The organism is Pseudomonas sp. LBUM1640, assembly GCF_059716225.1.
The window spans coordinates 4,869,074-4,890,089 of the sequence record NZ_CP166816.1 but is presented as its reverse complement, the minus strand read 5'-3'; the positions used below and the strand labels follow the sequence as shown (position 1 = coordinate 4,890,089).

Here is a 21,016-nt window from a genome sequence, read left to right as displayed (position 1 = left end):
CCGCCGTGGCAGCCGCCTGTTCGATTAACGATCAGGCAGGGTGATATTGAGTTCCAGAATCGAGCAGCTGCCGTCGTTTTCCAGGGCGACATGCACGTCATCGTTACCGATATTGACGTACTTGCGGATCACCTCGACCAGTTCCTTCTGCAAGGCTGGCAGGTAGTCCGGCGTGCTGCGTTGGCCGCGTTCGTGCGCCACGATGATCTGTAGACGCTCTTTCGCTACCGACGCGGTACTTGGCTTTTTGTTGGCGCGAAAGAAGTCGAGAAATTTCATTGTTTAGTTGCCTCCAAAGATACGCTCGAAGAATCCCTTCTTCTTAACATCGAGGAAGCGATGTTCCACGGTCTTGCCCAGCAAGCGATCAACAGCATCGCTGTACGCCTGGCCGGCGTCGCTCTGGTCGTCAAGAATCACCGGCACGCCCTGGTTGGAAGCTTTCAGGACTGCCTGGGATTCCGGGATCACGCCCAGCAGGGTTACTGCCAGAATGTCCTTGACGTCTTCAACACCGAGCATTTCGCCGTTGCTGACGCGCTCCGGGTTGTAACGGGTCAGCAGCAGGTGTTCCTTGATCGGGTCCTGGCCTTCTTCGGCGCGCTTGGACTTGCTGGCCAACAGGCCGAGCATACGGTCCGAGTCACGTACCGAGGACACTTCCGGGTTGGTCACAACGATGGCTTCATCGGCGAAGTACATCGCCAGGTGAGCACCCGTTTCGATACCGGCCGGGGAGTCGCATACCACGTACTCGAAGGTTTCCTTCAGTTCAGCGAGGACTTTGCCCACGCCTTCTTTGGTCAGCGCGTCTTTGTCACGGGTTTGGCTGGCGGCCAATACGTACAGGTTCTCAAGGCGCTTGTCCTTGATGAGGGCCTGTTGCAGGTTGGCTTCGCCGTTGACTACGTTGACGAAGTCGTACACCACGCGGCGTTCGCAGCCCATGATCAGGTCGAGGTTACGCAAACCGACGTCGAAGTCGACGATGACTGTCTTGTGGCCGCGCAGAGCGAGGCCGGTACCGATAGCGGCGCTGGTGGTGGTCTTACCCACACCACCCTTGCCGGATGTAACCACGAGAATCTTGGCCAAGGTGTTTCACCCCTAAGGAAAAAGGACTTTTCGGTCCCTGAAAAACATCTCTTGGAACTCGCTGCAGGCGGACAGCCTTTGTAGGAAAAAGATGTGGTTTCCACGGGGAAACGCCAACTTCCAATTATTCCTACGCAAGTCTTGCCGGTTTCGCTGTGCTATCAGAGTCTAGAGATGCTTGGAAAATGCGGCAGTATCCGTTAAAGACGGATGATGTTCAACACATCGCCCGACAGGCTGACTTGTACCCCGGCCCCCCACAGCGGATCACGGCGCAAATCTTCTGAAACCTTGTACTGGCCTGCGATGGACACTAGCTCAGCGGTCAACTGCTGGCAAAAAATACGGGCCTTGGTATCACCTTTGATGCCGGCGAGGGCACGTCCGCGCATCGGGCCGTATACATGGATGTTGCCATCGGCCAGAAGTTCCGCGCCGGGGCTGACCGGAGCGATGACGACCAGGTCGCCGCCCTGGGCGTAAATTTGCTGCCCGCCGCGTACGGGAGAAGTGATGATCTTTGTGGGCTTGATCGTCGGCTCGGGTGGTTTTTCCGGTTTTTTCTTCACTTCACCTTCGGTCGGGTCGAGCGGACGCTCGCGGGCTCCCGACGGTGGCAGTACTGGCAGTTCAATGGCGATTGCCGCGGCAATGTCTTCGATACGGCTGGCGCGAATCGCCAGGGTGCGCAAACCATGCGAGCGGCAGACGCGCATCAGGCCGGGCAAATCAATCACGCCCTGGCCGGCCGGGAGTTTGTCCAGGGCCAGTACCAGCGGGGCATTGTTGAAAAAATTCGGCGCCAGGGCGACCTTGGCGGCCAGTTGGCGGTCCAGGGCGTCGAGGTCGTTGCGGGCCAGTTCCAGCACGGTGATGGCGAGCATGCTGCCTTTCAGCTGGAACACGGGATCTTGGTCTAGCGGTTCGGTTTGGCTCATGGTCGGCAAAAGCGGCTTGTCACGAAAAGTGTCGAGACTTATAACGAGAACATCCACGGGCCGCAAGCCGAGTCGAACGTTGTAGAATGCGCGGCCCTGTCTTTACCGGAATCTGTAATGGATCGCCCGCGTTTTCGAGCTGTATTTTTTCACCCGCGTTTTTGGCTGCTATGGCTGGGACTCGGCCTGCTGTGGCTGATCACTCAGTTGCCTTATCGGGCACTGTTGACCATTGGTCGCTTATTAGGGGCGGGCATGTACCGCGTGGCGGGCGAACGTCGCCGCATCGCCGCGCGCAACCTGGAATTGTGTTTCCCGCAAAAGTCCGCCAAAGAGCGTAAGCAGCTGCTCAAGGAAAACTTTGCCTCCACCGGCATCGCCTTCTTTGAAATGGCCATGAGCTGGTGGTGGTCGCGCCCACGCCTGGCGCGCCTGGCCCATGTCGAAGGGCTTGAGCACCTCAAGCAGGCGCAGCTGGATGGCAAGGGCGTGATCCTCATGGCCCTGCACTTCACCACCCTGGAAATCGGCGCGGCCTTGCTCGGCCAGAAACACACCATCGATGGCATGTACCGCGAGCACGGCAACCCGTTGTTCGACTTCGTCCAGCGCCGTGGCCGCGAGCGGCACAACCTGGACTCCCTGGCCATCGAGCGCGAAGACGTGCGTGGCATGCTCAAGTTGCTGCGCGCCGGCCGTGCCATCTGGTATGCGCCGGACCAGGACTACGGCGCCAAGCAGAGCATCTTTGTGCCGCTGTTCGGCATCCAGGCCGCCACCGTCACCGCCACCAGCAAGTTCGCACGCCTGGGCAAGGCGTTGGTGGTGCCGTTCACCCAGGAACGCCTGGCTGACGGCAGCGGTTACCGCCTGGTGATCCATCCGCCGTTGACCGACTTCCCTGGCGCAACCGATGAGATCGACTGCCTGCGCATCAACCAGTGGGTTGAAGCCTCGGTACGCGAATGCCCCGAGCAATACCTGTGGACCCACCGGCGCTTCAAGAGCCGCCCACCGGGTGAGCCTAAGCTGTACGAAAAGCGCCGTCGATAACACCTACTTTTCTCCACCTGGAGTGATGCAATGCGCCCAGCTGAACCGGTCACAGGCTTGATTCTTTCCGGCGGCGGGGCGCGAGCGGCGTATCAGGTGGGCGTTTTGGCGGCGATTGCCGAGTTGCTGCCGCCAGGGGCGCCGAATCCTTTTCCGGTGATCGTCGGCACATCAGCCGGGGCGATCAATGCGGTGAGCCTGGCCAGCGGTGCGACCGACTTCAAAGCGGCTATCGAACGCCTCACGGCATTTTGGCAGGGCTTTCGCAGCCATCAGGTACTTCGCAGCGATTGGCCGGGGGTGATCCGCCAGGCGAGTCGTTTCTTGATCCACAGCCTGCTCGGCCTGGGCACCCAGGTGCCGGTCGCGTTGCTCGACAGCACGCCATTGCGCGCGCTGCTCAAAGACAAACTGCACCTGGACGGTATCGATGCGGCCATCCGCAACCACCACCTGCATGCGGTGGCGGTCACGGCCTTCGGCTATGAGTCCGGGCAAGCGGTGACGTTTTATCAGGGCGGCGGCACTATCGATGCCTGGCTGCGCCATCGACGCATCGGCATGCCGACGCAGCTCACGGTTGAGCACCTGCTGGCCAGTTCGGCGATTCCCCTGCTGTTTGCGCCGGTCAAGCTCGACCAGGAATACTTCGGCGATGGCGCGGTGCGCCAATCCGCGCCCATCAGCCCGGCCTTGCATCTGGGCGCAAGCCGCGTGCTGGTGGTGGGCGTGAGCGGCAACCCTCGTGGCAATGAACCTGCAACGCAACGCACCTATACTGGCCAGGAACCCACCCTGGCGCAGATCGGTGGGCACATGCTCAACAGCACGTTCATTGACAGCCTGGAAAGCGATATTGAATTGCTTGAGCGTCTGAACCAGTTCAGTCGTGTATTGCCGGCGGATGCGGCGATACAGGGCTTGGCGCCGGTGGAGGTGCTGGTGATTGCGCCGAGTCAGCCAATCGATGAAATTGCCGCGCGTCATCGCCAGGAACTACCGGCAGCGTTGCGCCTGTTTTTGCGTGGGCCGGGGGCGACCAAGACCAGTGGGGCAGGGGTGTTGAGCTACTTGCTGTTTGAGGCAGGGTATTGCAGCGAGTTGATTGAGTTGGGGCGCAAGGATGCGTTGGCCAAGCGCGAGGAAATAACTCGGTTCCTCGGCCTGTCACCGATCTAAAAATGTGGGAGGGGGCTTGCCTGCGATCGCGCCACCTCGGTTTGGGTAGATTGAGTACATATCCATTGCTGCGGTAACGGCTTCGTATGGTTCCGCTCTTACAGCCATGCCTTTCAAGGTCTTGGTTTAAAATCCCCCCCAAACTTCAGTCAGGATGACGAAACCATGTGGGAAAAGGTTCTAGAGCGGTTCGAAAAACAAGCACCGGCCAGTGTCATGACCAAGCTGGTATTAGAGCAGGCCGTACCTGCCGAATGGGTTGATAAGGTGTTCAATGATCACCGCCAACGTCAGTACTCCCGTGAGCTTTTATTTTCAACCGTTGTAGAGCTGATGTCCCTAGTTTCATTGGGCCTGAGACCCTCTCTACACGCGGCAGCGCGCAAGATGGAGGGGCTTTCAGTCACCCTTTCGGCGCTCTATGACAAGATTAATCGGACCGAGCCCGAGCTGCTTCGAGCCCTGATTTCGGGTAGCGCAGAGCGTTTAGAGCCGACCATAAAAACGCTCGGCCATTCATCGATCCTACCCGGCTGGCAATTGCGTATTGTTGACGGCAACCACCTGCCCTCCACTGAAAAACGTCTTGGTGCTTTGCGCGCTGAACGAGCTGCGGCTCGCCCGGGCTTTTCCGTAGTGGCCTACGACCCTGATCTGGATTTAGTCGTTGATCTTCAGCCTTGTGAAGACGCCCATGCCAGCGAGCGGGTCAGTGTTTTACCGCTGTTGGCCCGCGCAAGCGCGGGCCAACTGTGGGTGGCTGACCGGCTCTACTGCACGCTGCCGGTCCTACAAGCCTGCGAAGACACGGGGGCTTCGTTCATCGTTCGCGAACACAGCAAACATCCTCGCATAATTCAGGAAAGCGACTGGCAAGAGTCAGGGATCGTCGACAGCGGAAGCGTTCGTGAGCAAATCATTGAAGTAAAAGGTGGCCGCCGCTGGCGACGCGTTGAGTTGAGCCTGCAAACGGCAAATGATTCAGGCGATTCGGTGATGCGGTTCTGGAGCAACTTGCCCGACACCATTAGCGCTCGGCAAATAGCCGATTTGTACCGCCGCCGCTGGAGTATTGAGGGAATGTTCCAACGCCTTGAATCGGTGCTGGACAGTGAGATTAAGAGCCTTGGTAGCCCTAAAGCCGCGCTGCTGGGCTTTGCCTCAGCGGTTCTGGCTTACAACGTTTTGTCGGTTCTCAAACGCAGTGTTGATCAGGCCCACCGCGAAACGCAGCCAGCGGGTTGGGAGGCCTCGATTTACCATTTGGCGGTGCATGTTCGCAGTGATTATCAGGGAATGCAGATCGCATTGCCTGCGGAGAATTTCCCTATTGAAAAGACCTCGCAAGGGCTGGCAGAGCGGTTGTTGGCCCTGGCGAGGTTGATCAAACCCAAGGCCGTCGCGAAAAGTCCTCGTGGTCCTAAAGTCGCCAAACCTAAGGAGTGGCTGGAAGGTAAAGCTGCACGGGCCCATGTCTCAACAGCTCGGGTGCTCAAGGCTGCCAAGTCGGATAAACAAACTTAAACATGACTTTAAACGGATCTTTAAACGCAGACCTTGAAAGGCATGGCTCTTACAGCGGGTCACTTTTGGCAAACGCCCGGAATGCCGGCCCAGCCAAAAGTAACCAAAAGGTCTTTGCCCCACCACTCGGTGCCTCGCTAAGGCTCGGCATGCCCTCACTCCGGCTTGAATCCGTGGGCCGCCGCGATGGGCCATCCTTGGCCCAGCGCGGCTAACCCGGCGTCCTGCCGGGTTACCCACGGATTCAAGCCTGCGTTCGGCCATCGTGGTTAACGGGGCCTGTCAGATCAAGATCAAAATCTACAGCACGGCGGCCTAGTAGCCGACCTGAGTGGTTGAAGCAAAAGCAGGGCAAAAACAGGGCAAAAGCAGAGCAAAAACAGGGCAAAAGCAGAGCTGCTTTTCTGTGGGAGCTGGCTTGCCTGCGATGCAGACAGCTCGGTATATCAGGTACACCGAGTTGATGCCTTCGCAGGCAAGCCAGCTCCCACATTTGACCGAGTACACACATCTACCTGATGTACTGAGCTCAAAATGTGGGAGCGGGCTTGCTCGCGAATGCGGTGGGCCATTCACCAGATGCATCAACTGACACACCGCCATCGGGAGCAAGCCCCCTGCCACATTTGACTGAGTTCAGCTTCCAAGATCAGGTCGGCTGTCAGGCCGCCTCGCTTTCGCTTTTGATTCAACCACTCAGGTCGGCTACTAGGCCGCCGTGCTGTAGATCTTGATCTTGATTTTGATCTTGATTTTGATCTTGGGCGCCCCGTCAACCACGCTGGCCGAACGCAGGCTTTGGAGCGGGGGTAAACCGGCAGGACGCCGGTTTAGCCGCGCTGGGCCAAGGATGGCCCATCGCGGCGGCCCCCGCTCCAAAGCCTGCGTGAGGGCACACCGAGCCTAAGCGAGGTGCCGAGTGGTGGGGCAAGAGCCTTTTGGTTACTTTTGGGCTCTTTTCAAAAGTGACCCGCTGTAAGAGCGGAACCAATCCAAGCCATCACCCAAATAACGGATATGCCCCTCAGCGCCCCCCGCAACCACCACAAAACTAAACTCGTAAAAAAGATGTGTAGATACCTAAGCTGCGATAGCGGTGTGTCAGCCACTATATTTGGCACAGATACACCGCTACCGCAGGCAAGCCAGCTCCCACAGGGGATCGAGTTCAACCTTTAAAAGTGGTACTTGACCAGGAAGCTCGCCGTGTCCTGGTTAGTCTTGAACGCACCGGAATCTTCAATCCCGTACTTGTTCTTCCAGTAGTCGTATTCAAAGCCCACATACAACTGTTTCTCGCCCCAGTGCAGCGCTTTGCCCAGGTCATATTTGACCTGCGGGTTGAAGTGCAGGTTGGCGTGGTAAGTGCCGCGCGCGTTCTTGTCGTTGTCGACTACCCAATCCATAAAGCCGTCGATCAGGACGTTCGAGTTGCCCACCGGAATCGTGTACGACCACACCGGGGTGATCTGCCAAACACCGTCACCCGGGCGATTGCCTTCGGTCTGGCGCTGGTAAAAGTTCAACTGGAAGTAATCGAAACCGGGGATGTTCAAGTCAAAACCAGGGCCGACCAGGTACGACTCGTTATCGCCTTCGCCGAACTCGTAAGTGAGTGTCAGCAACACATCCTTGATTGGGCCGAATGACAGGTCCTTGTCCAGAATCTTGCCGAACGACAAACGCGGGCTGAACTCGCCGTAGTAAGTATTCGGACCCACATTGCCGTCTTCCTTACCGTTATAGAAGATACGGTCGAGGAAGAAGAAGTTGTCGCCGTACTTCCACGCATCGGCATGTTCGAAGGTGACGGTTTGCTGGATCTGCGGGTTGACGGTGAAGTTCTTGCCCCACAGGTAAGTCAGGCTGTTGTTCTGCCACTGCAACAAATCGCCGGCCACGGCTTGGCCACCGGCCAGCAGGGATCCCGCCAGCATCAGGCCTTTCAACATAGGTTTCATTCGGTTGCTCCCGAGTCAAAGTTTTATGGTTGTTTTTCTACGCAGGCGCTCTGGTGTGGCGCCTTTTGGTTCGCTGCAAAAATCGTCTGTTTGGTCAGCTTTAATGCTTTTAGCAAGAGCTGCGCCAAGGTGTTTAAAAAAGCCAATAAAATGCCTTCGGCTGCACTTGATGCAGTCGAATAACAGGCTTTTTTGTGCACGTTGGCCGCAGACACGGGGCCAGGATAAGTTGGCCCTGCAGTCAGCTTTTACATTCGCTGTTTTTTTTTGAGCCGATTCGAGCGGGCGCGGAGAATACTGGCTCTCAGGCCTTGGCTCAAGTGCGCTGTTAGAGAGCGCGTGGGGCAAGAATGGGGCGCGGCTTGTGGCCGGCCCCAAGTGGATGGCGTGCATGGGCGTGTTTCCTGTTGTTTATTATTTTTGTTGTTTTTTAATAACAGGTGGAATCAATGCGTGTGAGCGACGACGGGGCGTTCAGCGCCGCCGAGGATGTTAAACAGTACATTCAGCGACAGCGCGCTGAGGGTGGCCATGGCAATCCCGCTGTGAGTAATCGGGCTCATCCATAGGGGCAGTTGCGCGAAGAACTCCGGGCGCACCACCGGGATCAGGCCCATGCCGATGCTCACGGCCACCAGCAGCTGGTTACGGCGGTCGGCGATGTCGGCCTCCTGGAGGATCTTGATGCCGGTGGCGGCGACCATGCCGAACATGGCAATCGCTGCGCCGCCGAGTACCGCTGGCGGAATCGACGCCACCAGGAAGGCGGCTTTGGGCAACAGGCTGAGCACAATCAAAAACGCGCCGGCCATGATCGTCACCGAGCGGCAGCGCACGCCGGTCATCTGCACCAGGCCGATATTCTGCGCGAACGAGGAGTGGGTAAAGGTGTTGAACAAACCCGCAAAGAACGACGCGCCGGCATCACACAGCAGGCCACGGCGCAGCATCTTCGGCGTGACCTCCTGGCCGGTGATCTTGCCCAGGGCGAGGAACATGCCGGTGGACTCGACAAAGATAATCACCACCACCAGGCACATCGACAAAATCGGCGCCAACTCGAATTTTGGCATACCGAAATGCAGCGGCGTCACCACCTGCACCCATGGCGCCTGGGCCAGGCCGCTGAGGTCGACCATGCCGAGCAGGCCGCACAGGCCGTAGCCGAGCGCCATGCCGATCAGCACCGAGATATTCACCCAGAAGCCGCGCATAAAACGGTTGATCAACAAGATGGTGCCCAGTACCAGCGCTGCAATCGCCAGGTAAACCGGCGAACCAAAGGTGGCGGCGGCGCTGCCGCCACCGGCCCAGTTCACGGCCACCGGAAACAGTGAAAGGCCGATGGCGGTGATCACGGTGCCGGTCACCAAGGGTGGGAAAAAACGCACCACCTTGGACATGAACGGCGCGATCAACATGCCGAAGAAACCGGCGGCGATGGTCGCGCCGAAGATCCCCTGCAAGCCGATGCCGGGCATGCCGGCCATGGCCACCATGCTGCCGACGGCGGCGAAACTGGCGCCCATCATCACCGGCATGCGGATGCCCACCGGGCCGATGCCGAACGACTGCACCATGGTAGCGATGCCGGCCACCAGCAGGTCGGCGTTGATCAGAAAGGCGATTTCTTCACGGCTCAGACCGGCGGCCTGGCCAATGATCAGGGGCACGGCGACGGCGCCGCCGTACATCAGCAAGACGTGTTGCAGGCCTACCAGAATCAGTTGCAAGAGGGGCAGCCGCACCATGGCGGGCGCGGCAGGAGTCTGCGTTTCTAACTGGGACATGCAACACCTCGAATCTTTTTTATTTTTGTGTTGTTTGGCATTCAATTGCCATTTGGAACGCGATCTTTCAAACACTGCATAACCCCTGTGGGAGCGGGCTTGCTCGCGAATGCGGTAGTTCAGTCACTGATTGATTGAATGACACACCGCTTTCGCGAGCAAGCCCGCTCCCACATGGGGTTCTGTGTGAATCAGTTAATTCGTGCGGGCTCCTTGATTGATCCAGGTGCCAATCAAATCCCGTTCCTGCTGGGTCATCTGGGTGATGTTGCCCAGCGGCATGATCTGGCTGGCCACGGCCTGCGCCTGAATGCGCGCGGCCTGCTGCTGGATCTGCGCCGGGGTGTCGAACATCACGCCGGCCGGTGCGGTGCTGAACAGCGGGCTGGTAGGCTTGGCCGAATGGCATACGGCGCAGCGTTCCTGGATCACCCCATGCACCTTGTCAAAATCAATCGACGCCTGGGCGGGCGCAGGTGCCGCAGCAGGTGCTGCAGGGGCGGCGGGCGCAGCAGGTTTGAGGCCGCCACCCAATGCGGTTTCCGGCAACGGCTGGTACTCGATGGCAGCAGGCGCCTTGGCCACATCCGGTGCTGTCGCCACCGGTTTTGGACCGGTCACGTAGGCCAGGCAAATCATCGCCAAGGCGCCAACCGGCAAGGTCCACGCGTACTTCTGGCTGTTATGCCGGGTGTTGAAGTAGTGCCGCACCAACACTGCCGCCACCGCGATACCGGCCAGGATCAGCCAGTTGTATTGGCTGCCGTAGGTGCTCGGGAAGTGGTTGCTGATCATGATGAACAGCACCGGCAAGGTGAAGTAGTTGTTGTGGCGTGAACGCAGCAAACCCTTGGCCGGCAGCGCCGGGTCCGGCGTGCGGTTCTCCGCGATGGCCGCCACCAGCGCGCGCTGGGCGGGCATGATGATACGGAACACGTTACCGACCATGATCGTGCCGATCACCGCGCCGACGTGCAGGTAAGCGCCACGCCCGCTGAATACTTTGCTGAAGCCGTACGCGGCGGCAATCAACAGCACAAACAGGATGAACCCGAGCAGGGCAGGGCGTTTGCCCAGGGCCGAGTCGCACAGGAACGAGTAGATAAACCAGCCGGCGAACAGTGAGCCGATGCCCAGCAAGACGCCTTCGGTGCCGCTGAGCGTGCTGCCGGGGGCGAGCAGGTACAGCGTCGGGTTGAGGTAGAACACCACGCACAGCAGCGCGACGCCCGACATCCAGGTGAAATAGGCTTCCCATTTGAACCAATGCAGGTTGTCCGGCATGGTCGGTGGGGCCAGTTTGTATTTTTCCAGGTGGTAAATACCGCCACCGTGGATCGCCCACAAGTCACCGGCCAGGCCGCTCTTGGGGTTGACGCGATTGAGGTTGTTTTCCAGCCAGACGAAATAGAAGGAAGCGCCGATCCACGCGACGCCAGTGATCATGTGAACCCAGCGCACGCTAAGGTTCAGCCATTCCAACAGATGTGCTTCCACAGTCTTTACCTCTCGCCTGTCACCCTTGTTGTCGGGTGATCAGACCTTCTCTTATTGGTGGGGGGCGAGGATCAACCGCTCATCCTCTTCAAAAAAATGCTCATCGCAGTTATTGCCTGTGCCACTGCGATCAACCACCAGGAAGTCATCCCGCTTTTCGATCGTCAGCACCGGGTGGTGCCAGACGCCGCGATGGTAATTAATGCCCTGCCTGCCGTTGGTGACGAAGGCGCGGACCAAGCCTGATACAGGTGCATCGCCAAGTGGCGCGACCACGATCAGAAAGGGGTTGCCGAGCAGCGGTATGAACGCCTGGCTGCCCAGCGGGTGTCTCTCCAGCATGCACACGGTCAGCGGCATCTGCAGCGCGTCGGCGCGGAAGACGCTGATGATCGCGTTGTCTTCAGGCTGTGCGGTTTCTACCGTTGCCAGCTTGTGAAAGCGCATGGTCGACCCGTTGTTGATCATGAAGTGATCGCTGCCATCGGTTTCGATAACGTCTCCGAAAGGGGCGAAGGCTTCTTTGGTCAGGGGTTCGATCATCAGTGTGCGCATGGCTGTCTCTTAATCCTATCTATCGATCGTTCCCACGCTCTGCGTGGGAACGCTGCCTCGGACGCTCTGCGTCCGCTTTTGTGACGCAGAGCGTCACGGGATGCATTCCCACGCGGAGCGTGGGAACGATCATCTGTTACTTGGCGACTTTGCCCAGGACACGCAGGCGGCTCACACCACCGTCCGGGAACACGTTCAGACGAATGTGGGTGATCGGCCCCAGTGCCTTGATCTGCTCGGCGAAGGTGTGTTCGGCGTGCATTTCCAGCTTCTGTGCCGGCAGCAGTTCGCGCCAGAACAGCGATTGGGTTTCGATCTGGCTGTCGGTGCCGCCCTTCACGAATGCGCCCTGAATCGAGCAGGTGTCCGGGTAGTTGCCCTTGAAGTGCAGGGTGTCGACCACGATTTTCTCGATCTCGCCTGGGTGGCCCAGCGCGACGATCACCCAGTCATTGCCTGGCGTACGACGACGTGCGGTTTCCCAGCCGTCGCCCATGTTGATGCCACGGCCTGGGTTGAGAATGTTGCTCATGCGGCCGAAGTGTTCATCGGAGCAGGCCAGGGCGCGACCGCCGTTCAAGGCAGCTGCCAGGTCGACCTGTTCGTTGTCACCCACCGACGACCAGTCGCGGAACGGCACGCCATACACACGCAGACGGGCCACGCCGCCATCCGGGTAGATGTTGAAGCGCAAGTGGCTGAACGCCTGGCCGTTGTTGATCTCGTGGTAGTGGTGGCTGTTGCCTTGCAGCTCGACGGCCGACAGCACTTCCACCCATTGGGTGTTGTCATCAGGGTCGCCCGAGGCCAGGAAGCAGGCTTCCAGAGAGGCCGACGGCGGGTAGTTGCCGGTGAAGAATGAAGTGTCGATGTCCACGCCTTTGATCGAGCCGGGCACGCCCAGGCGGATCACTGCGCTGTCGTAGCCTTCGAAGCGCTTGCGGCGCGACTCCCAGCCGTCCATCCACTTGCCGTTGTCATCGAAAACGCCCTCCTTCCACACGGCCGGGGTCGGCTGGAACAGGCGGTTGGCGTCAGCGAACCAGTCATCGGTCACCGAAAGGATCTTGGTGCCCAGACGGGCGTCGGCCAGGTTGACGAACTTCTCGAAAGGTACGGGTTGCGCTTTCATTCTTCTTGTCTGCCTTAAAGTAAGTGGCTTGGGATGCTCGCCAGGCCCTGGGCGTCATGAGCGCTCGGGCCCGGTCTGCTAAAGGGTCAGTAATCGGAACAACGCGATTTTATTGATCTCGGCCAGCGCGCATTTGAACTCGGCTTCCACCGAGTTGTGAATGCGCGTTTCAAACGCGGCCAGGATCTGGTGCCGGTTGCTGCCTTTTACCGCCATGATGAAGGGAAACTTGAACGTGGCCTTGTAGGCGTCGTTCAGCTCGGTGAAGCGTGAGAACTCCTCACTCGTGCATTGGTGAATACCGGCGCCCGCTTGTTCATTCGTGCTGGCTTCGGTCAACTGGCCCTGGACGGCAGCTTTGCCGGCCAAGTCCGGGTGAGCGTTGATCAGCGCCAGCTGGCTGGCGTGATCGGCACTCAACAGGATGTCGCTCATGCGCTGGTGCAGGGTTTCGATCTCATCGATCGAGCTGTCCTGGCCCAGGGCGAAGGCCTTTTCGGCCACCCATGGCGAATGTTCGTAGATGTCGGCAAAGGCGTTGATGAATTCATCGCGGCTCAGGCTCGACGGTCTCAAGGTGTGGAACGCAGTCATTTCGCCGCTCCCGTGTACGGGTGGGTTTGGTGCCAGTGGCGGGCAATGTCCACGCGGCGGGTGAACCACACCTGTTCATGGCCTTTGGCGTATTCGATAAAACGCTTCAGGGCGGCGAGGCGCGCCGGGCGGCCGATCAGGCGGCAATGCAGGCCGATGGAGAGCATCTTCGGTGCTTCGGCGCCTTCGGCGTAGAGCACGTCGAAGGCATCTTTGAGGTACTCGAAAAAGTCATCGCCCTTGTTGAAACCCTGCACCTGGGTGAAGCGCATGTCGTTGGTGTCCAGGGTGTAGGGGATCACCAGGTGCGGCTTGCCGGTGGGGTTGTTGGGTTCCCAGTAGGGCAGGTCGTCGTCGTAGGTGTCGCAGTCGTAGAGAAAGCCGCCTTCCTCCATCACCAATCGGCGGGTGTTGGGGCCGGTGCGGCCGGTGTACCAGCCCAGCGGGCGTTCACCGGTCAGTTCAGTAAGGATGCGGATGGCTTCGAGCATATGCTCGCGCTCTTGGGCCTCGTCCATGTACTGGTAGTCGATCCAGCGGTAGCCGTGGCTGCAGATTTCGTGGCCGGCCTCGACCATCGCACGGATCACGTCCGGGTGACGCTGGGCGGCCATGGCCACGGCGAAGATGGTCAGCGGAATGTCGAATTCCTTGAACAGCTTGAGGATGCGCCACACGCCGGCACGGCTGCCGTATTCGTACAGCGACTCCATGCTCATATTGCGTGCGCCTTGCAGCGGCTGGGCCGAGACCATTTCCGAGAGAAAGGCTTCGGACTCTTTATCACCGTGCAAAATATTGCGCTCGCCGCCTTCTTCGTAGTTGAGTACGAAAGACAGCGCGATGCGTGCCTTGCCCGGCCAGTGGGGGTGAGGAGGGTTACTGCCGTAACCGATCAGGTCGCGTGGGTAGTCAGCGCTCACTGCAGTCTTCCTTCTTGTTCGTGGTAGCAAGTGTGTGTGGCGGCCGGGCAGTGAAAAGACTGGGTGGCGTCACAGCGATGAGTGATTGTATACAACTTATCGCCAACTTTGTAAGCCTACATTTCTGCATTTTTTCTGCAGGACCCTGTGCATAAGCCTTAGCAAGAAACTTGCCTAACTGGTCAGCTAAAGGACAAAAGGTCATTGGAAAGCAAGGACTACCTGTGAATTGCCCTGTGCGATAACTTTGTCGGCGGGGTCACAAGGTTTGTGATTTTTATTGTGTACAATTTTTCTAAAAAGTGTCTTAATCGGCCATCGCCGGCTTTTTTGATGCCCTGAAAAAGTGCGGTCTACTAATCCACTGACTTCGGGAGGCGCGCAACGCCATGGGACGCTTGACCACACACGTTTTGGACGCCGCACATGGCTGCCCCGGCAGCGCAATCAAGGTTGAGCTGTACCGCGTGGAAGGTGCGCAGCTGGAGCTGGTCGCCAGCGCCACCACCAATAGCGACGGCCGTTGCGACGCACCGCTGCTGCAAGGCGACGACTACCGCAGCGGTGTGTACCAGCTGCAATTTTGCGCCGGCGATTACTACCGCGCCCGTGGCGTGCAATTGCCTGCACCGGCCTTCCTCGACGTGGTGGTACTGCGTTTTGGCATCAGTGCCGAGCAGGATCACTACCATGTCCCACTGCTGATTTCGCCTTACAGCTACTCCACTTATCGCGGTAGCTGAGCGTCACCTCGCTTCACACCCCCAAAGCTCTTCGTTGGTTTTTCGCCCGCCCACACTGCGGGCTTTTTTTTGCCTGTGGCTGGCCAGCAGGCCGCCCAACTATGTAACGCACCCACCACGGTCGGGGTGCCTAGGCTCGGCTCTTTCTGTACGGAATAGTCCGCCATGAGTACCGACACCACCAGTACCGACACCACCGCTTGGTTGGCCGCTGAAGCCGCCTGGGCCGACACACTTGACTTCGATGACCCGCAAACCTCAAGCCTGGAGCGCGACACGGCGATCCGCCTGTTGTTGACCCGCCGGCTCAATGCCGGCCTGCAGCCCAGCGCCGAAATCAATCGTCTATACCAAGCCCAAACCCGGGGCAGCAAAGCCGCAAAAGCCCTCAGTGGGCTGGTCGGGCGCGCGCCCAGAGTCCTGGGAATTCTGCGTGGCGCATTACGCGAAGCCTTTGCTCTGGACCCGGACAGCGTGCTGTTCACCGAACCGCGGCCACCGGCCCTCGCGCAACGGGTCGACAGCTTGACCGAGCGGGCACTGGCCTTGCTTATCCAGCCTAATGTGCCGCTGAACATAAACCAGTTCACGTCGTTGAGCCTCAAGGACGATCCCTCTCGCCCATTGCCGTTTACGGCCCGTGAAGCACTGGAGCGAGTCAACGGCTTGGCGCTGCTCGGTCGGCTGGAAACCGCCGTGCGTGAGTATTGGCAGCAACTGGCCCACGGCTCCTGGCTGACACGTAAGCAATATGGGGTGCAATTGCGCAAGTCGGTGTTCGCCGAGAATGCGTGGCTGGCGCATCGTTTGTACCAACTGACGGACAGCGGCTTTGCCATGGTGCGCCAATTGATGGAGCTACCCGGCGCTGACGCTCGTCGGCGGGCCGGGGGTGAATGGGCGTGCATCCAGGTGAGTCGGGTTGCGTGGCCTGGCACGAACCAGCCGCTGGTGCCGATCCCGGGGGCCTTGCACCTTTATCGCGAGGGTGTCGTGGGAGATACGCCCCATGTGATTTACCTGCCGGGTCTGTTGCGCGAGTTTTACGAGTTCAGCTCCTGGCACCGAATGCAATGCGACCTGCCGGCGTTGGTCAATGGCCCCCTGAGCCGCGTTTTGTGGCAGTGCCTGCCGCTGCGTCGCTGGCATGAACTGTGTGACACGCCCAGCGCAACGCCCAGAGCGTTTACCCTCCAGCTGATTGGCGCGCATCAGGAGGATGCGTTGCTCGCCAGCGCAACCGAGTTACTGGAGGCGCAGTGGGATAACGAACTGGCGTGTGCATTGTCGATCAACCATGCCGCGGTGGGCGCTCAAGGGGCGGCGCAGTCAGCCGCGCCGGACGTAAAGCGCTACCTGAAGTTTATCGAAAAGGGCCGCTCTCGCCTGGTGGGCTTTACCCGGTTGGGGAGCACCCTGGACACCTTGCTGGAGTGGGACCGTCGGCGTCGCGACGGCGAAATTGTGGGCGGCAGCCTGGCGCCGGGGCTCGCGCTCAAAACGCGCGAAGCGCAGCTCAAACGTTACGAAAAAAGCCTTGTCGCCTTGCTGGATACGACGGATGTAGCCAACGACAGCGCGGCTTACCAGGATGTTTTGCGCCTTGAACGCCAATGGCAGGAGCAGGTAGATGAGGCGCGCAAGTGGGCGCAGGGCCCAGACGAGCGCGTGCTACAAAAAGAGTTCTGGCGGGAACTGCCCCAGGGTTCGCTCAAGCGCGGTTCATTGTTGGCGGGCGCACAGCGCCGGGCTTTGCTTTACGAGGCCCAGCTGCAACAACGCTTGAAGCTGATAACCCCCGCGCATCTGCAGCTGTTGAATGCGGCGCTGAGTGAAACATGGGTGCACGGCCAACAACCCACGGATACCTGCGTGCTGCAGGTTACGGTAGGCGTTGAGGCCTCCTCGCTGTACACGCTGTTGGGCGCTTTGGTGGTGACCACCAACGAGGCCTGGGCCCATCCGGCCGGTCGGCACCCGGTGCTCTTATACGTATCGGGCCAGCAGGGCGGGCTGGTGCCTTTCGACAACCTGGACGCCTTCGCCGAGGGCTTGCACACCAGCCTGAAAAGCCTTGATGGATCACTGCTGTGGCGCTGCATTGGGCGACACCAGCGCAAGCGCGCGCAGGCTGCAATCAACGCGTTGCCCACGGGCGCGCCATTGCCGGTGAGCTACGAGGCTATCGAGCGCCCGATGTTAACGGACCTGTTCATCACACTGGTGCAGCATCACGTCGCGCTGAAACAGCGCATCGACCAGGGTGAAAAGCTGTTCAGCGAGGTGAGTGACCCGCTGTTGAGCACTCTGCTACTGGCCCAGGAGCTGATCGAGTGCCTGCAAATACCTGCCAATGATGCGCGAACACTGGCCCTGGCCAACATCAACCTGCTGCAAGAGGCCGCCAGGCAGGCGAAAAAGCTGCCTTCATGGCTCGGCATCGTATCGACTGGCCAACGCAAGCACTATGCACGGTTGTCACGCCGTTACCTGACGAGCGCCTGGGCGGTGGAAAACAAACTTTGGCATGCCCTGCCAGACCTTGAAGCCTTTGCGCGTAAAGCCCTGGTGACACGATTGACCGAAGACGGTTTTTACCCGCAACTGGATATCGACAAACCCTTGCTCGACTTGCCTGACGATGTCATTGCCCAGTTGTGTGGCTGGTCGAGCCAGTGTGCGGTGGGCGATCGTGATGTTAAAAAAGTCGTCAGCTCGCAGCGTACGACCTTCAGCCTGCTGCAACTGGCGCTGCACAACCTCGACCCCAAAGCGCCCTGGACCCGCTGGCGCTTGAACCGTGCACGCTGGTTGGACCCGGCCTGGAAAGACCGCTTGAGTGTGGGCTACCTGATCAAAATGATCGCGGCGCTGGACGTGGGCGGCGAGTACGACAAGCAAGTTCAGCGGGCGTTTTACCCGCCGGCCTCGACGCCGGGTGCATCCACCGGCCTTTCCCAGACGCTGGTGTATCGGGCCTTGCAGCAACGCGCCGAGATGCAGCTGTATTCGGCGGCGCAACAAGGCTTGAGCGACGAGGCGCAACGCCTGTTCAGCTTTGCCATGGCGGCGCGGTCGGCGGGCGAGCTGAAAACCGCTGAGTTTGAGGTGCAGCTCGCGGTTCTGCGCCTGGTGGGCGTGACCCTGGAGCATGATCGCCACATCGCCGGGGTGCTGTTGATTCACGACCAACGCTCGGGTCTGTGTGTGGTGTATTGGCCGAGGGCGGTAGTAAGCCGGGTGATTGTCGGGTACGCCAGTTTGCTCGAGGCCGAACACGCCTTGAATCGGCTTGGCGCATTACCCGAGAACCTGACGCAGTTGGCCCGCCAAGTGGCGCCCGGCTGGGAGTTCCAGGCACTTGACAGTTACCCCGGCGAAAACCTTGAGGTCATTCCCAGGCCGCCTTTTTGGAGCCGGCTTGATATCTCGACGATGGAGCGCGTCGTTGGCTGGTTCGTCGAGTTTTTCACGGTTCAACATAAAGTACCGGCAGTTGCCCAGGAAAGCGTTGAAGCCCAAATCAAGGAACAAATTGCGCTGCAGCCTGAAGGTTGGTTGGCGGCAGCGGTCACGTCCTCCGGCAATGCAATGGCCTTGTTGGCCCATGCCCAGGTGCTGGACCTGCAGCGGCGTACTCAAGCTCAATCCCAGTCTTCCCAGGCGCTGGAGGAGTACCGCGAGCAGCGTTTGGGCGAGCAGCATGACGCGACGATTCGCGGGCTGCTGTCATTTGTCCCGGTACTGAGCGTTGGGGTCAGCCTCTATGAAATGCTGCTGGCGGCGCGGCGCTATCATTTCAGCGGCTCTGCCCATGACGCCGTGGATGTGGCGTTTTTGACGGTGCTCGCCTTTGTTGACGTGCTGCTCTCTTTTGCCCCAGGCCCCAAGGGCGCCCGTGCTGCACGGGCCTCGCTGGCTCATGTGCATCGCCATCAAGGCATCGCGCACGCAGGGCTGAAAGTTGCGCCGAGCAAACCACTCAGTGTGTTGGAACGCTTCAAGTCAACTGGCGGATTGGAGGGCGCCGTCGAGTTGACGGGGCCGGAAGGCAAGGGACGGTATGTGAAGAATGGCCAGCAGTTGATTGTCGAGGGGGATGAGGTTTACCCGGTGTATCAACGCGAAAACGAATGGGGCCTGCGCCTGAAAAGCTCGCAGGCCGAAGAACCAGACGAATTGATCTTGAATATCCACCAGTCCAGGGAGTGGTTGCTCGGTGCGGACGCGCCTCAACCGGTGGCGGGAACGAGTTCGGGAGTCTCTAACCCATGGCGTGTGCTTGACCTGCCGTCGGACTGGCAACCCCCTAGTGTGCGCACGGCCACGGAAAACAGAATTCGTCAGTCCTCCCTAGCACATAACCATTGGTTACATTGGCGCATTTCACTTGAGGGGCGCACGTCATCGAACGCCTCGGCTCCTGGGATATTTCATATTGCGTCGGGCGCCGGAGTACCTTCCTACAATGCTCTGCGGGTGGCTCCCCCGGATCCGCGCAGCGGTTATTACAGGTTGCTCCCGCAGGGCGAGAAGGCTCCGCTGGACGGTATCGTGTTTATTCACAAGGACGAGCCGCTGCGTTTGGCCAGGACTGACATTGAGCGTTGGACCAGCACGGCGCTGCATGAGCAGCCTATTCCTGTGTCACGTACTGCCGCAGGTGGATGGCGGCTCCACGAAACCTTGTTCAATAAGCCGTTGACGGACTATGTAGGTGATGCGTTCTCCACCCTGACACCTAAAAGCCGAGAGTTTGCAGTCGCCAGGTTGATTGAGTTGACAGGCCCCTCTAGTCCTGCAACGGCCGGCCATCTGCTCCGTCTGCGTGCGACATTTGACGGGTGGTTGCCCCCGGCGTCCGCGCGGTCTGCCCAGACGGAAGATTTGCTGAAGATGTTGCGGCCTAATGAAAGGCGCACACCATTTTTATACATCGGCTACGAAGGCAAGGCGCCTGGCTTCATGCGCGTCGACTTTACGGCACCTGTATTAGAAAAGCGTCTGCACTTCGGTGACGTACGGAACAAGGTCTTGATCAGGCAGCAACGGTTGGCTGCGCTGCGCGCGGCGGTTAAAAAGGTGCTCGAAGGGCAGGGTTTCACCGTCCAGGACGTGTCGGTATGGCGTACCAGGGGGCTGACTCAAGAATCGATCCTTAATTATCCCAATTCAGACAGGCTGTACTACGTGTCATATGAATGGGTTGAGACGGGACGAATGATGTTGAGAACGAAGCTCTCGGATAAGTGGATTAACGCAGCAATCCAGCAACACGAAAATTCGACTCTATTCGCAGCAGTCGAGCGCGCGATGCAAAATCAGCAATTGGTGCGGATCATGGCTGGCATCCAATGGCCCGTTAAGGGGAATCTCAATCCAACCGTCTATATCGTCAAAGTGAACCCCTAGCCAGTGAGGCAATGCCGGCGCCACCGAACAATGCGGCGCTCACCCGGTTGAACCAGCTCTGGCCCTTGCCGCTGCGCAGATACCGCGCAGCGCCATGGGCACCCAGGCCGTAAGCCAGTTTGCACAGCAGGTCGAGCACGGCCCAGGTGGCGATCATGATCAGCAACTGCGGCAGGAACGGCTGCTGGCTGTTGAGAAACTGCGGCAGGAAAGCGGCGAAAAACAGGATGTCCTTGGGGTTGCTGGCGCCCAGCACAAAGGCCCGGCCAAACAGCGTACGAAACCGTGGCGTCGCGACTGCCTGGGGCACCACCGCGCCCTGGCTCGGCTGGCGCGATTGCTGCCAGCTCTGCCAGGCGAGGTAGAACAGATAGGCGGCGCCGACGATTTTCAAGGCACTGAACAGCTGTTCCGAGGCCAGCAACAAGGCGCCCAGACCCAGGGCCGAAGCACTCAACAAGCAGATCGACGCAAACACCCCGCCCAGAAACGCCGGGTAAGAGCGGCGCAAGCCGTAGTTGAGGCTGTTGCTGATCATCAGCAGTGACAGCGGCCCTGGGATCAGGATCACGATCAATGCAGCACCACTGAACAGCAGCCAGGTATCCAGGTTCATCATT

The 21,016-nt window shown here is 59.4% G+C and carries 17 protein-coding genes; 5 read left to right on the top strand and 12 right to left on the bottom strand.

All coding sequences use genetic code 11. The features are described 5' to 3' along the window. Positions 1–24 precede the first annotated feature (24 nt). From minE to minC, 3 genes are all read right to left on the bottom strand, one after another. Positions 25–279 carry a cell division topological specificity factor MinE gene (minE, locus tag ACA065_RS21490; protein ID WP_003175252.1) on the bottom strand — a complete coding sequence of 85 codons (255 nt, stop codon included), beginning with the start codon at positions 277–279 and terminating at the stop codon, positions 25–27. A 3-nt stretch (positions 280–282) separates the two neighbouring features. Further along, positions 283–1,095, bottom strand: a complete 813-nt coding sequence (gene minD / locus ACA065_RS21485) for a septum site-determining protein MinD (RefSeq protein WP_065887939.1) — start codon at positions 1,093–1,095, stop codon at positions 283–285. A 200-nt stretch (positions 1,096–1,295) separates the two neighbouring features. Continuing rightward, positions 1,296–2,033: a septum site-determining protein MinC gene (minC, locus tag ACA065_RS21480; protein WP_242167040.1), complete on the bottom strand. Its 738-nt coding sequence runs from the start codon at positions 2,031–2,033 to the stop codon at positions 1,296–1,298. Positions 2,034–2,150: 117 nt separating this feature from the next. On the opposite strand from minC, the gene ACA065_RS21475 reads away from it, so the two are divergent. The 3 genes from ACA065_RS21475 (at position 2,151) to ACA065_RS21465 (ending at position 5,789) form a co-directional block, all read left to right on the top strand. After that, positions 2,151–3,086 carry a lipid A biosynthesis lauroyl acyltransferase gene (locus ACA065_RS21475; RefSeq protein ID WP_497691422.1) on the top strand — a complete coding sequence of 312 codons (936 nt, stop codon included), beginning with the start codon at positions 2,151–2,153 and terminating at the stop codon, positions 3,084–3,086. Positions 3,087–3,116: 30 nt separating this feature from the next. After that, a complete protein-coding gene (locus tag ACA065_RS21470; protein WP_497691421.1) occupies positions 3,117–4,265 on the top strand; it encodes a patatin-like phospholipase family protein in 1,149 nt (382 codons plus the stop codon). Positions 4,266–4,481: 216 nt separating this feature from the next. Then, complete coding sequence (locus tag ACA065_RS21465; protein WP_497695326.1) at positions 4,482–5,789, top strand: IS4 family transposase; 1,308 nt, start codon at positions 4,482–4,484, stop codon at positions 5,787–5,789. Between the two features lie 1,175 nt (positions 5,790–6,964). On the opposite strand, the gene ACA065_RS21460 is transcribed toward ACA065_RS21465, so the two are convergent. From ACA065_RS21460 to puuE, 8 genes are all read right to left on the bottom strand, one after another. Continuing rightward, the gene (locus tag ACA065_RS21460; protein WP_497691420.1) at positions 6,965–7,750 is read right to left on the bottom strand and encodes an outer membrane protein OmpK; all 786 of its coding nucleotides are present in this window, start codon (positions 7,748–7,750) and stop codon (positions 6,965–6,967) included. Positions 7,751–7,765: 15 nt separating this feature from the next. Continuing rightward, positions 7,766–8,143 carry a hypothetical protein gene (locus ACA065_RS21455; RefSeq protein ID WP_497691419.1) on the bottom strand — a complete coding sequence of 126 codons (378 nt, stop codon included), beginning with the start codon at positions 8,141–8,143 and terminating at the stop codon, positions 7,766–7,768. Between the two features lie 53 nt (positions 8,144–8,196). After that, a complete protein-coding gene (locus ACA065_RS21450; RefSeq protein WP_497691418.1) occupies positions 8,197–9,540 on the bottom strand; it encodes a nucleobase:cation symporter-2 family protein in 1,344 nt (447 codons plus the stop codon). A gap of 195 nt (positions 9,541–9,735) precedes the next feature. Next, entirely contained in the window at positions 9,736–11,037 is a 1,302-nt protein-coding gene (locus ACA065_RS21445; protein ID WP_497691417.1) for a urate hydroxylase PuuD, read from the bottom strand. Between the two features lie 51 nt (positions 11,038–11,088). Next, complete coding sequence (locus ACA065_RS21440) at positions 11,089–11,592, bottom strand: ureidoglycolate lyase (protein ID WP_497691416.1); 504 nt, start codon at positions 11,590–11,592, stop codon at positions 11,089–11,091. A 136-nt stretch (positions 11,593–11,728) separates the two neighbouring features. Further along, entirely contained in the window at positions 11,729–12,724 is a 996-nt protein-coding gene (gene alc, locus ACA065_RS21435; RefSeq protein ID WP_497691415.1) for an allantoicase, read from the bottom strand. A 78-nt stretch (positions 12,725–12,802) separates the two neighbouring features. Further along, positions 12,803–13,318, bottom strand: coding sequence for a 2-oxo-4-hydroxy-4-carboxy-5-ureidoimidazoline decarboxylase (gene uraD, locus ACA065_RS21430; RefSeq protein WP_497691414.1), 516 nt, complete (start codon positions 13,316–13,318; stop codon positions 12,803–12,805). Further along, on the bottom strand, positions 13,315–14,241 hold the full coding sequence (gene puuE, locus ACA065_RS21425; RefSeq protein ID WP_497691413.1) for an allantoinase PuuE: 927 nt from the start codon (positions 14,239–14,241) through the stop codon (positions 13,315–13,317). Before puuE ends, uraD begins: the two co-directional genes overlap by 4 nt. Before the next feature lie 389 nt (positions 14,242–14,630). On the opposite strand from puuE, the gene uraH reads away from it, so the two are divergent. Continuing rightward, positions 14,631–14,984, top strand: coding sequence for a hydroxyisourate hydrolase (uraH, locus tag ACA065_RS21420; RefSeq protein WP_446432986.1), 354 nt, complete (start codon positions 14,631–14,633; stop codon positions 14,982–14,984). 165 nt (positions 14,985–15,149) lie between these two features. Further along, a complete protein-coding gene (locus ACA065_RS21415) occupies positions 15,150–20,396 on the top strand; it encodes a dermonecrotic toxin domain-containing protein (protein WP_497691412.1) in 5,247 nt (1,748 codons plus the stop codon). Here ACA065_RS21415 and ACA065_RS21410 read toward each other — a convergent pair. Further along, a complete protein-coding gene (locus ACA065_RS21410; RefSeq protein ID WP_497691411.1) occupies positions 20,380–21,012 on the bottom strand; it encodes a LysE family translocator in 633 nt (210 codons plus the stop codon). The genes ACA065_RS21415 and ACA065_RS21410 overlap by 17 nt on opposite strands. Between the last annotated feature and the right edge of the window lie 4 nt (positions 21,013–21,016).

Coding starts and splice junctions, on each gene's coding strand:
- ACA065_RS21450 (WP_497691418.1), bottom strand. CDS start 9,540: ATGTCCCAGTTAGAAACGCAGACTCCTGCCGCGCCCGCCATGGTGCGG.
- ACA065_RS21440 (WP_497691416.1), bottom strand. CDS start 11,592: ATGCGCACACTGATGATCGAACCCCTGACCAAAGAAGCCTTCGCCCCT.
- minC (WP_242167040.1), bottom strand. CDS start 2,033: ATGAGCCAAACCGAACCGCTAGACCAAGATCCCGTGTTCCAGCTGAAA.
- uraH (WP_446432986.1), top strand. CDS start 14,631: ATGGGACGCTTGACCACACACGTTTTGGACGCCGCACATGGCTGCCCC.
- alc (WP_497691415.1), bottom strand. CDS start 12,724: ATGAAAGCGCAACCCGTACCTTTCGAGAAGTTCGTCAACCTGGCCGAC.
- uraD (WP_497691414.1), bottom strand. CDS start 13,318: ATGACTGCGTTCCACACCTTGAGACCGTCGAGCCTGAGCCGCGATGAA.
- ACA065_RS21465 (WP_497695326.1), top strand. CDS start 4,482: ATGACCAAGCTGGTATTAGAGCAGGCCGTACCTGCCGAATGGGTTGAT.
- ACA065_RS21455 (WP_497691419.1), bottom strand. CDS start 8,143: ATGCACGCCATCCACTTGGGGCCGGCCACAAGCCGCGCCCCATTCTTG.
- ACA065_RS21410 (WP_497691411.1), bottom strand. CDS start 21,012: ATGAACCTGGATACCTGGCTGCTGTTCAGTGGTGCTGCATTGATCGTG.
- ACA065_RS21475 (WP_497691422.1), top strand. CDS start 2,151: ATGGATCGCCCGCGTTTTCGAGCTGTATTTTTTCACCCGCGTTTTTGG.
- ACA065_RS21470 (WP_497691421.1), top strand. CDS start 3,117: ATGCGCCCAGCTGAACCGGTCACAGGCTTGATTCTTTCCGGCGGCGGG.
- ACA065_RS21415 (WP_497691412.1), top strand. CDS start 15,150: ATGAGTACCGACACCACCAGTACCGACACCACCGCTTGGTTGGCCGCT.
- minE (WP_003175252.1), bottom strand. CDS start 279: ATGAAATTTCTCGACTTCTTTCGCGCCAACAAAAAGCCAAGTACCGCG.
- ACA065_RS21460 (WP_497691420.1), bottom strand. CDS start 7,750: ATGAAACCTATGTTGAAAGGCCTGATGCTGGCGGGATCCCTGCTGGCC.